This window comes from Nocardia sp. CWNU-33 (genome assembly GCF_046764895.1).
Classification (GTDB): domain Bacteria; phylum Actinomycetota; class Actinomycetes; order Mycobacteriales; family Mycobacteriaceae; genus Nocardia.
Map to the genome: position 1 here is coordinate 60,447 of NZ_JBKOQN010000003.1, position 12,669 is coordinate 73,115.

12 protein-coding genes are annotated in these 12,669 nt (G+C 66.5%); 5 read left to right on the forward strand and 7 right to left on the reverse strand.

The features are described 5' to 3' along the window. Positions 1 to 8 precede the first annotated feature (8 nt). Complete coding sequence (locus tag ACLMAL_RS04655; protein ID WP_328407627.1) at positions 9 to 206, reverse strand: DUF397 domain-containing protein; 198 nt, start codon at positions 204 to 206, stop codon at positions 9 to 11. Next, positions 203 to 1,090, reverse strand: coding sequence for a helix-turn-helix domain-containing protein (locus ACLMAL_RS04660; protein ID WP_411998137.1), 888 nt, complete (start codon positions 1,088 to 1,090; stop codon positions 203 to 205). The genes ACLMAL_RS04655 and ACLMAL_RS04660 overlap by 4 nt, the downstream gene beginning before the upstream one ends. 445 nt (positions 1,091 to 1,535) lie before the next feature. On the opposite strand from ACLMAL_RS04660, the gene ACLMAL_RS04665 reads away from it, so the two are divergent. Beyond that, positions 1,536 to 1,823, forward strand: coding sequence for a hypothetical protein (locus ACLMAL_RS04665; RefSeq protein ID WP_411997950.1), 288 nt, complete (start codon positions 1,536 to 1,538; stop codon positions 1,821 to 1,823). Next, complete coding sequence (locus ACLMAL_RS04670) at positions 1,823 to 2,029, forward strand: hypothetical protein (RefSeq protein ID WP_411997951.1); 207 nt, start codon at positions 1,823 to 1,825, stop codon at positions 2,027 to 2,029. The genes ACLMAL_RS04665 and ACLMAL_RS04670 overlap by 1 nt, the downstream gene beginning before the upstream one ends. Before the next feature lie 175 nt (positions 2,030 to 2,204). Here the strand turns inward: ACLMAL_RS04670 and ACLMAL_RS04675 are convergent, their stop codons facing one another. Then, complete coding sequence (locus tag ACLMAL_RS04675; protein ID WP_411998138.1) at positions 2,205 to 3,140, reverse strand: DNA-3-methyladenine glycosylase family protein; 936 nt, start codon at positions 3,138 to 3,140, stop codon at positions 2,205 to 2,207. A gap of 413 nt (positions 3,141 to 3,553) precedes the next feature. Beyond that, positions 3,554 to 6,370: an FAD-binding and (Fe-S)-binding domain-containing protein gene (locus ACLMAL_RS04680; protein ID WP_411997952.1), complete on the reverse strand. Its 2,817-nt coding sequence runs from the start codon at positions 6,368 to 6,370 to the stop codon at positions 3,554 to 3,556. 566 nt (positions 6,371 to 6,936) lie between these two features. Between ACLMAL_RS04680 and ACLMAL_RS04685 the strand changes: the two genes are divergently transcribed. Beyond that, positions 6,937 to 8,787: an ABC transporter ATP-binding protein gene (locus ACLMAL_RS04685; protein WP_406239079.1), complete on the forward strand. Its 1,851-nt coding sequence runs from the start codon at positions 6,937 to 6,939 to the stop codon at positions 8,785 to 8,787. Positions 8,788 to 8,789: 2 nt separating this feature from the next. On the opposite strand, the gene ACLMAL_RS04690 is transcribed toward ACLMAL_RS04685, so the two are convergent. After that, a complete protein-coding gene (locus ACLMAL_RS04690) occupies positions 8,790 to 9,521 on the reverse strand; it encodes a TetR/AcrR family transcriptional regulator (protein ID WP_411997953.1) in 732 nt (243 codons plus the stop codon). Positions 9,522 to 9,629: 108 nt separating this feature from the next. On the opposite strand from ACLMAL_RS04690, the gene ACLMAL_RS04695 reads away from it, so the two are divergent. Further along, positions 9,630 to 9,755: a hypothetical protein gene (locus ACLMAL_RS04695; RefSeq protein ID WP_411997954.1), complete on the forward strand. Its 126-nt coding sequence runs from the start codon at positions 9,630 to 9,632 to the stop codon at positions 9,753 to 9,755. 120 nt (positions 9,756 to 9,875) lie between these two features. On the opposite strand, the gene ACLMAL_RS04700 is transcribed toward ACLMAL_RS04695, so the two are convergent. Together ACLMAL_RS04700 and ACLMAL_RS04705 are read right to left on the reverse strand one after the other, a co-directional pair. Then, positions 9,876 to 10,871, reverse strand: a complete 996-nt coding sequence (locus ACLMAL_RS04700) for an oxidoreductase (protein ID WP_411997955.1) — start codon at positions 10,869 to 10,871, stop codon at positions 9,876 to 9,878. A 72-nt stretch (positions 10,872 to 10,943) separates the two neighbouring features. Beyond that, the gene (locus ACLMAL_RS04705; RefSeq protein ID WP_411998139.1) at positions 10,944 to 12,014 is read right to left on the reverse strand and encodes a DNA polymerase IV; all 1,071 of its coding nucleotides are present in this window, start codon (positions 12,012 to 12,014) and stop codon (positions 10,944 to 10,946) included. 89 nt (positions 12,015 to 12,103) lie between these two features. Between ACLMAL_RS04705 and ACLMAL_RS04710 the strand changes: the two genes are divergently transcribed. Continuing rightward, complete coding sequence (locus ACLMAL_RS04710; RefSeq protein WP_411997956.1) at positions 12,104 to 12,664, forward strand: TetR/AcrR family transcriptional regulator; 561 nt, start codon at positions 12,104 to 12,106, stop codon at positions 12,662 to 12,664. Positions 12,665 to 12,669 lie beyond the last annotated feature (5 nt).

Genomic DNA, 12,669 nt, shown 5'->3' on the forward strand with positions numbered 1-12,669 from the left:
GGACTCCTTCAGAATTCGCCACTCACCACGCGTGCGGTAAAACTGTCCCACTCGCCCTGGGTGAACAACAGCGCGGGTCCACCGGGATTCTTGCTGTCGCGGACCCCGATCCGGCCGCTGTCGAGGAATGCCACTTCCACGCAGTCCTTGCCCGCGCCGCTGCGCGTGCTCTTGAACCACTGCGCACCAACCAGATCCGTACTCATGCCACATACTCCTTCGCTACCTGTCGCAACAGGTGTCTACTGGGTTGAATATCCAGCGCGCAGCGCTGGAGGCACTCGTGAGCCCGATCGTACCGCCGTACATCAGCACATCTTTCGAGGTAGAGATCCCCGGTGAAACCTTCTGCGTAAACCACCGGCGGTTCAATCGGCTGGCCCTTACTATCGGTTCCGAACTCCAGAACCGTGAACGGGCCGGTGGAAACTCCGAGTGGTACACCGGCCGCGAACGGCAGGATACGCAGTGAAACGTTTTCGCGGGTACTGAAATCGGCAAGATGACGTAGCTGCGCCGCCATCACTTTCGCGCCACCGACCACGCGGTGCAACACCGACTCGTGTAGCACCACATCAACGGTGGCAGGTGAGGCCTTCCTGGTGATCAATGCCTGGCGTTGCAACCGTAACTGCACGCGCCGATCCAGCTCCGCGTCGGAATCGTTCGGGTAGCCGAGTCGATTGAGTGCCCAAGCGTAGTCTGCCGTCTGCAGCAGGCCGAGGACCAGTTCGGATTGGTAGGAGGTCAATTGCTGGGCGGAGGCCTCCAAACCGACATAGACGTCGAAGTTTTCGGGGATCAGATCGCCGTAGGCGTGCCACCAGCTTTTGACGGCCGCCTGCTGAGCGAGGCCCTTGAGTCCGTCGGCGAGTTCGTCGGGAATGCCGTAGATGCGGCAGAGCTCTTGGATGTCGATGGTGCGGATGCGGTCGGCCTGGCCTTTTTCCAAGCGCTGCAGGGTACTTGCGCCCCATTCCATGAGCTTGGATGCCTCGGCGATGGTCAGGCCCGCCTGGGTGCGCCAGTCACGCAGATATCTGCCCAGCTGGCGCCTGGGTAGCGTGGACGATGCATTGTCGGTGGACAGACGATCCGAAGCCCCAGACGCTCTTGCGGAACTCGTGGATCCGTTCAATGATGCTTCCGAACTTGCCGATGATCTGGCCGAACTCGCTGACGCTCCTGCTGAACTCGCTGACACAGCACGCTCCGTTCTGCGATCGGATCCTCACCCAAAGGGCAGTCCGGGCGACCCACAAGTTCGGTTCCCCGTCACTTCGCTTGGGCAGAGGGCTCTTTCGTCCACTATGGAGAATCCTCCCCTCCCGGCTGGATTTCATGCTGGGAATTCGCCTCAAATCTTTGGATATCCACCAAGGACGCCGCCTGAGCCGCACCCGAATGGTGTGCTGGAAGTGTGCCCGGAGCCGAGCAGGTCTTGCCCCCTCCCGCCGCGAGACCGCCTGGCACACCAACTGAATCGCACATAGGAACGAGGAGTCATGGCCGTACATGTCATAGCGTCTTCCTTGATGACCAGCGATTTGACCTCGCACAGGGCCCGCAGCGTCGGCCAGGAGAACTGGGTGGTTTCCTATCTGCCAGGACGCACACTGACCTGCGCGCAGGCAGTGGCCGCACTGCAGGTTGCTGAAGTTATGCCAGCCCTGTTGGACACGGTCGGCGAGCTCGCCGACGAGGTCGGCCTGACCGCACTGGAGGCCGTCGGGATGGCCGTCCGGCAATCACCGTGGGACGAGCCCACCACGTGGCATCCGTGCCGACTCGGGGCCGACGGGCGCCGGGCGGAGGTCGCCTGATGCAGTTGACCAACCTGAACATGCACGTAGCCGGACTGCTGATCTGCGGACGCGACCCCGGCATCATGACGAACGAACAAGCCCACGCCGCAATGCAATTGCACATCGACTGCACCGTCGACCGCTGCCGCGTCCGCCGTAGAGCCCGCACTACTCTGGTCGAAGCGGGCAAATGCGTGCTCGACGAGCGCGCGCTGCCGTGCTGACCGGCCCTCGAGCGCGCCTCGCCGACATTCCTCGCGCCGTCTTCCTCCGTCTCCCGCACTGATCGGCCGATCCGCCGTCGCAGTGCCCTCACCCCCGCACCTCGATCGCCACCCGGCAGCGATCGCGGGCCACGCGCGGGGTCGCGTCCACCGATGCGATCCCGCGCGGCCGGTGTCAGTGCCAGGTGTGATCGGTGAGCGGGGTGCGCGGACCGAACTTCGGTTTGTGGGCATGGCCGCTGATCTCCAGCAAGCGAACCGCCCGATAGCGGTGCGGGCGCAGCGGTTCCAGGTATTCGACCATGGCGTCGTCATCAATGGGGTGCCCGAGCAGCGTCCAGCCGACAACTGCGGCCAGGTGGTAATCGCCGACCGACAACGCGTCGGCGTCGCCGAAGGCGCGTTGGCCGATCTCGGCCGCGGTCCACACACCGATGCCGGGCACCGTCTGCAGGCGGCGGGCGGCCTCGACCGGATCGTGGGCGGCCGACTGCTCCAGCGCATCCGCGAGCCGGGCCGCGCGGACGATCGTCTGCGCACGTTGCGGACCGACATTCGCGCGATGGAAGCTCCAGGACGGAATGCGCCGCCAGGTCTCAGCGTCCGGAGGGAGCAGCAGGCCCGCGGGCGCGGGGCCCGGAGCCGGCGAACCGAACTGCCGCACCAGCTGCCGCCACGACGCGCGGGCGGAGACGGTATGCACCTTTTGTTCCAGGACCGCGGGAACCAGCGCCTCGAAGACCAGACCGGTGCGCAGCATCCGCAGACCGGGAAATCGGCGGTGTGCCTCGACGAGCTTCGGATGTTCGGGGGCGAACTCGGAGAGGTCCTCGTCGAGGCACAGCATGCGGTCGAGGCGATCGAGGAACTCGGACGCGCCCTCACCCCAAGCGTGAGCTCGTACCGAACAAAGGCCCGACTGGACGAGTCGGTAGGTGACCGGACCGGTCGGCATTCGCGATGCGTGCCAGTGCGCGCCGTCCGGCGTCACGTGATGACACGGGTCGCCTCGACCACGTGAGAGCGGTGCGAGGGTCGGCGCGAGATCAATGGGCCGCGCGGCCGTCACCGTGCGGGTCAGCCCGTCTGGGCTCACTCCCGGCTCGACCATCTGTTTGCGCACTGGTTCATTGTGCGCGGCGGGGTCGGGCGGTGGTTCGCCGGAGTGCGTCCCGCGAGGGGACCGCTGTCCACTCGCACGCATAGCGCCGGGCGACAGGTGCCGGAGTCGTACCGGTATTCGCCGGAAACGCGCGCTACCGACTCTGTCTCATCTCTGCTCCGAGTTATCTATCACGCGGCCGATAAAGTGTCGCGATAACTGGTGCCGATTGGCAAATGATCGGCAGTCGCCTGCGATGGAGGATGTCGAATGATCACCAACGTGCTCAACTCGTTGCTCAATGCCTGGGGTGGCGTCTCCGCAGGCAGCTCGGGTTACCAGATTCCGCCCGGCATGCTGCCCTTCGGCAGCTGACGGCTGTGCGCGCTCGCCGCGACAGGCGCGGCGGGTGCGCGAAAGTCTCACTCGTCCAGCAGGAATTGCACTAGGTGTCGGCTTTGTCGGTGCGCGAGCTGCGCGGCTTGGGTGCGGCACGAGAAGCCGTCGGCGATCAGGATCGAATCGTCTGGTGCGCCGCGCAATGCGGGTAGGAGTCCATTCTCGGCGACCGCGACCGATATGTCGTAGTGGCCGGATTGCATTCCGAAATTTCCCGCAAGTCCGCAACACCCGGTGATCTCGGTCACCTCAACCCCCATTGCGGCAAATAGTCGGCGATCCGCATCGAATCCGAGAATCGCATGGTGATGACAATGCGGTTGCACCACCACCGACCGACCGTGCCGCTGCGGCGGACGCCACTGCGGCTGCTCGGCCAAGAACTCCGCCACCGTACGCACCGCCGCGGCGGTAGCCGCCGACCTCGGATCCTCCGGCAGTAGCTCCAGCAGGTCCGAGCGCAACACCGCGGTGCACGACGGCTCTAGGCCGACGACGATCCCGCCCTTGCGCACATGCTCGTCGAGCGCGGCCAAGCTCGCCCGCAATCGGGCGCGCGCGCCGTCCAACTGCCCGGTGCTGATCCAGGTGAGGCCGCAGCACACATTGCGCTCGGGTATCCGGACCCGATAGCCCAGCGATGTCACCAATTGTGCTGCGGCGAGGGCGATCTCAGGTGCGAAGGCGTCGGTGAAGGTATCGATCCACAGCATCACCTCGCGCTGGGCCGCTATCGGATCGGTATCGGACCGGGTGGCCTCGACCCGCGCGTTCAGGTCGCGCCAGATCCGGCGAAAGCTGCGGTCGGCGAACCGCGGCAGCTCGCGGCGCGGATCAATTCCAGCGGCGCGTAGCCCTATTCGACGCAGCCATCGGACATCGACCAGCCGATTCGCGACGCGCGGCATCCGGTTCGCCACAGCCGACCACCGCGGCAGCCACCCGAGCGCATAGTGATCGATCGGCCGCGGGCGGCGACGATAGCGGCGGTAGAGCGCCTCCGATTTGTAGGTAGCGACGTCGACGCCGGCAGGACAATCGGAACGACATGCTTTGCAGGACAGGCACAGATCGAGCGACTGTGCGAGGGCCTCCGACGACCACGGCAGCGCACCACGCACTACCTCCTGCAGTACCCGGGCCCGGCCCCGGGTGCTGTCCTTTTCGTCCGCGGTGGCCAGGTACGACGGGCACATGAAACCGCCGCTCGCGCGAGTATCCGCGCGGCACTTGCCGACTCCGACGCACCGGTGGACCGCGGACCCGAGGTCGTCGCCGTCGTGCGGAAAAGCGAAACCGCCGACCCGTGGAGTGCCGGGCAATCCGACCAGGCGCAGATCACTGTCGACCGGCTGTGGCGCCACGAGGACGCCGGGGTTCAGCACATTGCCCGGGTCGAATAGTGCCTTGTATCCCGCGAATACGTCGAGCACCGCAGGGGAGTACATGACCGAGAGCAGTTCCGAGCGGGCTCGGCCGTCGCCGTGTTCACCCGACAGCGAGCCGCCGTAGCCGACCACCAGTTCTGCGGCATCGAACAGGAAGGCGCGAAAACGTTGCGGGGCGTCCGCGATCGGCAGATCCAAGCGGACGTGGATGCAGCCATCACCGAGGTGGCCGTAGAGCAGTCCATCCACACCGTGCTGTCGGGTCAGCGCGCTGAAATCACGCAGGTAGGCGCCGAGACGTTCGGGCGGCACCGCGGCATCCTCCCAGCCGGGCCAGGCAGGCTGCCCGTCCGGGGTACGGCCTGCCAGCCCTGCGCCTTCGGCCCGAATATTCCAGAGTGCCTTGGCCACCCCCGGATCGGTGACGATTCGTGATTCCAGTGCGCCGACCGATCGGCACAGTATCTCGGCGGCGGCCCGCGCCTCGGCCGGACTTTCGCCCGCTGTTTCCACGAACAGCCAACCGCTGCCGCGCGGCAGATCGGGCACCGCGCCGGAGCCTGCGCCGCGATGCACGCGCACGATGTCCACGAGGCGCGCGTCGATACCTTCGACCGCAATGGGGGCGCACGCCAGCACTGCGGCCACATCGTCTGCCGCGCATGCCATGTCGGGATAGCCGAGCACCGTGAGCACCGTGGCCGGCGGCAGTGCGACCAGATCGACGGTGGCATCGAGCAGCAGTCCGCAGGTGCCCTCGGTGCCTGCAAACGATTTCGCTACCGCCGAACCCTGTTCGGGCAGCAGGTGTTCGAGGCCGTAGCCGGATGCCTGCCGACCGAACCTGCCGAGCTCGGTGCGGATCACGGCCAGGCTCGCCCTGGTGAATTCGGGGAGTCCGGGAACTACGGATGGATCGGCCGCGAGGGTTCGCTGCGTACCTGTCCCGTCGAGGATGCGCAGTTCGCGCACGTTGTCCGAGGTACGACCCCAGGCAAGGGCATGGGGTCCGCAGGCGTTGTTGCCGATCATGCCGCCGAGGGTGCATCGATTCTCGGTCGATGGATCGGGTCCGAACCGCAGGCCGTGCGGACGAGCTCGGCGCTGCAGCTCCGAGAGCACCACTCCTGGCTGAACTCGCGCTACTCGTCGCTGCGGGTCCAGTTCCAGGACCGAGTTCATGTGCCTGCTGAAGTCGAGCACGATCCCGGGGCCGATCGCATTGCCTGCCACCGAGGTTCCCCCGCCGCGCGCGGTCACCGGCAATCCGTTGTCGCGCGCGAATTCGATTGTGGCTGCGACGTCGGCCTCGACCTGCGGAAATACCACCGCAGCGGGGAGGACACGGTAGTTCGAGGCATCGGAGGAGAACTCCGCACGCCGGCGCGCGGATCCGTCGACCTCGCCGCGGAGTTTGCCTCGCAGCGCCTGTGCGATTCGGTCCTCGGTCACCTCGCCAGCCTAAGTGCGGCGGCGGGTGGTCCGCCTTATCCACGCTCGAGCAAGCGACGCACTCGAAGCGATGAACGACGCCATCGAAATGGCCACCAACGGCTAGAACCGCCGCGGTCGTGAGATCGGTGTCGCGGACCTGCGCGGCACCGCTCGGGCGCGGGACGAGGCGAACGGGTGTACCTGACGAAGACGGGCCGAACAGGCTCGCTCGCTGGGGGTTCACCGAGCAGCGCGGGGTGCGTCGAGTGCTGTACCCCGACTGCCTCCCGCAGTTCGGGAGGCAGTGGCGCCTTCCAGCGTGGCCATCTGGCTGTGGATGCGTTTCGGGCGACTGGACACCTGTTGTTGTTGCACGTGCGCACCTGCTTGCACGGAGTGTGTGGTTGGCGCGGGGGTGTGCAGTCGGCACGGAGGCATCGGGAGTGAGCGATGCGCCGGTGCAGGGTGGGGAATGGGCTTGCCCTAAACCTTTGTTCAGGTCTTAGTGTCGGTGGCCAGAGGTTTGATGGTGGGGAGCGAGAGGGAGTTACGACGTGAGTATCGAGTCGGTGGCTTATAGCCAGATGTATCGGCGGATGAACGCGCCCGACGAACAGCGGCCGTTCCGGCTGGCCACCGCCAAGCGGATCCTGCGATTCGCCGGGCCGCATCGGCGCCGGATCAGCGCGTTCCTGCTGTTCAGTGTGGTTTCCGCACTGTTGGCAGTGGCCACGCCGGTGCTGGCGGGGCGGGTGGTCAACGACATCGTCGGCGGTGCCGCGCCGCGGGTGGTGGTCACTCTCGCGCTCGTGATCGGCGGGCTCGCGGTGATCGACGCCGCGCTCGGCGTGATCGTGCGGTGGCTGTCCTCGCGCATCGGTGAGGGGCTGATCCTGGATCTGCGCACGGCGGTGTTCGATCACGTGCAGAAAATGCCGGTGGCGTTCTTCACACGGACGCGGACCGGTGCGCTGGTCAGCAGGCTCAACAGCGATGTGATCGGTGCACAGCGCGCATTCAGCGACACCCTCTCCGGGGTGGTGACCAATCTGGTGACGCTGGCGCTCACGCTCGCGGTGATGGTGCGGATCTCCTGGCAGATCACGTTGCTCGCGCTGGTGCTGCTCCCGGTCTTCGTGATTCCCGCCCGCCGCATGGGCAACCGGCTCGCCGGTCTGCAGCGCGAGGCGGCCGGTCTCAATGCCGCCATGAGCACGCAGATGACCGAGCGGTTCTCCGCGCCGGGCGCGACCCTGGTGAAGCTGTTCGGTCGGCCGCAGCAGGAGTCCGACGAGTTCGCGCTGCGGGCCCGCCGGGTGCGCGATATCGGTGTGCGCACCGCAATGCTGCAGACCGTGTTCGTCACCTCGCTCACGCTGGTTTCCGCGCTCGCGCTCGCGCTGGTCTACGGACTCGGCGGCTGGTACGCACTGCGCGGCCAGCTCGACGCGGGCGCGGTTGTGTCGCTGTCGCTGCTGTTGACCAGGCTCTACACACCGCTGACGGCGCTGGCGAGCGCCCGAATGGAGGTCATGGCCGCGCTGGTGAGTTTTGAGCGGGTGTTCGAGGTTCTCGACCTGAAGCCGCTGATCGAGGACGCGCCGGGGGCGGTCGCGGTGCCCGAAGGACCGGTCGCGGTGGAGTTGGACAATGTCACCTTCGGCTATCCCTCCGCCGACAAGGTGTCGCTGGCCTCGCTGGAAGATGTTGCGACGCTGGACAGTCGCGGCGGAGTGGAAGTGCTGCACCAGGTGTCGCTGCGGGCCGAGCCCGGTCAGCTGGTCGCATTGGTCGGGTCCTCGGGCGCGGGGAAGTCCACTGTGGCCCAGCTCGTTTCCCGGCTCTACGACGTGGACGGCGGCGCGGTGCGATTGAACGGCACCGACGTGCGCGACCTGACCACGACCTCGATCCGCGAGACCGTCGGGCTCGTCACCCAGGATGGGCATCTGTTCCACGACACTGTCCGCGCCAACCTGCTGCTCGCGCGGCCGGAGGCGACCGAAGCCGAGCTGTGGGACGCCTTGGAGCGGGCCAGGTTACGCACTCTGGTGGACTCACTGCAGGACGGACTGGACACCGTCGTCGGTGAGCGCGGCTACCGGCTCTCCGGTGGCGAACGTCAGCGTCTGACCATCGCACGACTGCTGCTCAAGCAACCGCGGGTGGTAATCCTCGACGAGGCGACCGCCTCGCTGGATTCGACCTCCGAAGCCGCTGTCCAGGAAGCACTTTCCGAAGCGCTGGCCGGGCGGACCGCACTGGTCATCGCGCACCGGCTGTCCACGATTCGCGCCGCCGACCAGATCCTGGTGCTGGAGGACGGCCGAATCGTGGAGCGCGGCACGCATACTCAGTTGCTGGCCGCCGATGGGCGCTACGCCGAGCTGTACCGCACCCAGTTCGCGCAGGACCCCGTCACCGTCGCCGCCTGAGGTCAGCGGTTGCGCCGGGATTCCAGCCCGTCCAGGATTCGATCGAGCCCGTAGGTGAACTGGCGGTCGCGCGCGGCCGTCGGGTCCTGGTTCCACGTGCCGGTCGCGTCCGTCTGCCGCAATCTCGGGTAGTCGGCGGCGGCCTGCTCGGCGGCGGGCCGCAGGCTGGCAACCAGTTCGACCTCGGTCTGACCGCTGCGGGTCAGCAAGGTCAGCCACGCGGCCTCGCTGATACCGATGCCGATGACATAGCTGATGACGGCACCGATCGCGTCGCTGCGTTCATCCGCTGCAAATCCGCCCACTTCGAACAGCGCGAGCATGCGGTCGTTGAGCCGCATGACATTCGGGCCCAGGTATGAGAGTCCGACCTGGCCGAGCGTCGAGGCCATCCACGGGTGATGCAGGATCATCGCCCGTAGACTCGCCGCGCACTGCTCGGTGGCTGCGCGCCACTGCGCCCGCGCCTCGATCTCGGGGACCCGGATCTCGCCGTACACCTCGTCGACGACCAATTCGATGAGCTCGTCGCGGTTGGCCACATGCCGGTACAGCGAGGTGGCGCCCGCATTGAGGCGGGCGCCGAGCTGACGCATGCTCAGCGCTTCCATGCCTTCGGCGTCCAAGAGCGCGACGGCCTCCGCCACGATCTGTTCTCTGGTCAGCGCAGGCTGTTCCCTGCCACGCCGCGGGCGCGTCCAGACCGATCCGACCTGCTGCTTCTCGACGGGCATGCCGACTCCTTTCGATGCCGTCAGCTTAGCGCACGACGTTCCCCGTTGCGAACGCTCGACATTCATTCGTACAGAGTTCGCATAGCAAGAACATCGTACGCAACACCGTTGAGAGAGTTTCCGAGGGACGCGATCGAGGCCCGTAACCCGCGGCGCTGGTGGATCCTGATCGTGCTGCGCCTCAGCATGTTGGTCCTGGTCATCGACAACTTCACTAGCGAAGGGCCGTTATAGTCGCAGCTCTGCATGGTGCTCCGCATACTCCGCACAGATGCCCGAAGCCTGATCAGGTAGGCACTGGCTTCCAGCGGGCGAAATAGCTGTGGTTCCCCGTTGTCGGACGGTCCGGCTTGATCAGAATTCGCCCGCGACGCCGAAGACCGTGCGGCCGGAGTGGGTGCCGCTCTGGATAGAGCGCAGTACTTGTTCGGCGTCGGTGATGGGGGACAAGTGCTCGATCGTCGAAAGATGTTGGGGCCGTAGGTCGTTGCCGAGACGAGCCCACAGAGCGCGGCGCTTGTCGCTGGGGACATAGGCGGAGTCGATGCCGAGGAGGGCGACGCCGCGCAGGATGAAGGGCATAACGGTGGTCGGCAGATCCGAGCCGCCGGTGAGGCCGCTGACCGCCACTGCGCCGCCGTAGCCGATTGCGCTGAGAATGTAGGCGAGGGATTTGCCGCCGACGCTGTCCACGGCACCGGCCCACGCGGCCTTTGTCAGGGGGCGCAGGGTGGCATCCGGGTCCGTCGGCAACCTGCCGATCACTTCGTTGGCGCCCAGTTCGGCGAGCAGGTCGGCCGCGTCGGTTTTGCCGGTAGAGGCGATCACCTCGAAACCGAGACCGGACAGAATGTCGATGGCGACGCTGCCGACGCCGCCGGTCGCGCCGGTGACGAGCACCGGGCCGGTTTCCGGGGTGAGCTCGCGATCGAGCAGCCCTTGCACGCTCAAAGCGGCGGTGAAGCCGGCGGTACCGAGCGCGGCGGCGTCGCGGGTGCTCAAGCCGTCGAGCTTCACGACCCAATCGGCGGGGACCCTGGCGTACTCGGCGAAGCCACCGTTGTGCGAGACGCCGATGTCGTAGCCGTGCGCCACCACCAGATCACCGGGGGCGAAGTCGTCGTCCTCGGAAGAGACGACCTCACCGGTGATATCGATGCCGGGGATGATCGGGTATTTCCGGACCACACCGCCGCCGGGGGTGATCGCCAGGCCGTCCTTGAAGTTTGCACTCGAGTAATGCACTTTGATCGTCACATCGCCGGGCCCGAGGAAGTCCTCGTCGACCTGTTGCCGCGTGAGCACGATCCCGCTGTCCGATTCGTGTGCCACCATCGCCCAGAACTCCATGTCGACGAGCATACGAGCGTCGGCATGCGCTGGGGCAGAACTTGCCGTCGAACGGGGTCGGCGGCACGTCGATCATTCCGGCACGAGTTCGACGCGGACGCCGAGCAGCCGAATCGGGCGGTCCAGGTCGAAGCGGTCGATGATGCGGAGCGCGGTTTCCACGATCCCGGCGATATCGGCGGTCGGCTCCGGAAGCTTCGCCTGTTTGCTGCGGGTGTAGAAGGTGTTGGTCCGGACGGTGACCGAGACCCGGATGCTGATACGACCGGCCTCGGCCATCTCCTCGGCGACCTCGGTGGCCAATCGTGCGACCTGGGCGCGGATGTCGCCGGGATCGGTGAGGTCGTGTGGGAAGGTCTCGGACTTGCTGCGGCCCACCGGAACTCGCGGATCGGTCGTCACATCGGTGTCGCCCTTGCCGCGCCCGAGCACCCAGAGGTACGGGCCGGTGTTAGGGCCGAACTCGGCGGCGAGGCGATGCCGGTCTGCCGCCATCAGATCGGCGACCGTCTCGATGCCGAGTTCGGCCATGCGGGCCGCGATCCGATTTCCGATGCCCCACAGGGCATGCGTCGGCCGGTGCGCCATCACCTCGGTCCAGTTCGCCGCGGTGAGCCGGAAGACGCCCTCGGCCGTACCCGCGCTGTCGTCCGGTTGCGCCGAGGACTTGCCTGCGGACTTGGCGAAACCGGTGGCGAGTTTGGCGGTCAGCTTGTTGTCGCCGATACCGATGGAACAGGTGAGATCCAATTCCGCTATGGCACTGCGGATCTCGCATGCCAATGCCTCCGGGTCGTCGGTGTCGGCGGCGAGAAATGCCTCGTCCCAGCCCCACACTTCGACACGCCCCGGAAAGGTCCGCAGCAGCGACATCACCTCGTCGGAGGCCTCCTCATAAGTGGCCATGTCCAAGGGCAGGAACACACCGTCGGGGCATTTGCGCTGCGCACTGCGCAGGGCCATCCCGGCACGGACGCCGAACGCGCGGGCGGGGTAGGACGCACAGGTCACCACCTTGCGTGGTTCGGTCGGGTCACCGTTGCCGCCGACGATGACCGGCAGTCCGCGCAACTCCGGATGACGGCGGAACTCCACCGCCGCCTGAAACTGATCGAGATCGACGTGCAACAGCCATCTGGCCACCTGTCCGTCATACCGCACGACACCGACAAGCTGCAGATATTCCGCCCAGACCCATTGCGTCACCCGAAAAACAGAACTAAATTCTGGATATGAAGATTCGAGATCGGTTGCTGCTGGCAGCCGAGCGGCAGTTCGCGGAACGGGGGGCGCTCGAAACGACACTGACCCAGATCCGCGACGCGGCGGGTGCGAGCGTCGGCGCGCTCTATCACCACTTCCCGGACAAGGCCGATCTGTACCGCGAGGTGTGGGCGTACGCACTCACCGACTATCAGCGGCACTTCTGGCGCGCGGTCGGCGACAGCACCGACGCACGGGAGGGCATCACAGCAGGCGTGCGCGAGCATCTGCGCTGGGTTGCCGAAAACCAATACCGGGCAAAGGTTCTCACCGCAGCCCGGCCGCCGGGGGTACGCGAGAGCGAGAGCAACCGCGAATTCATGACGAATGTGACGCGCTGGTGGCGGACCCATGCCGGGTACGGCGCGGTGCGTGATCTGAGCCTCGATCTCGTCTATGCCCTGTGGCTGGGCCCCGCCCAGGAGTACACGCGGCAGTGGCTCGGCGGTGACATGCGCATCGCACCACGGGATGTCGCCGACGAACTGGCCGAGGCTGCCTGGCAGTCGCTCGGCGTCTCGAATCACTGAGCAAC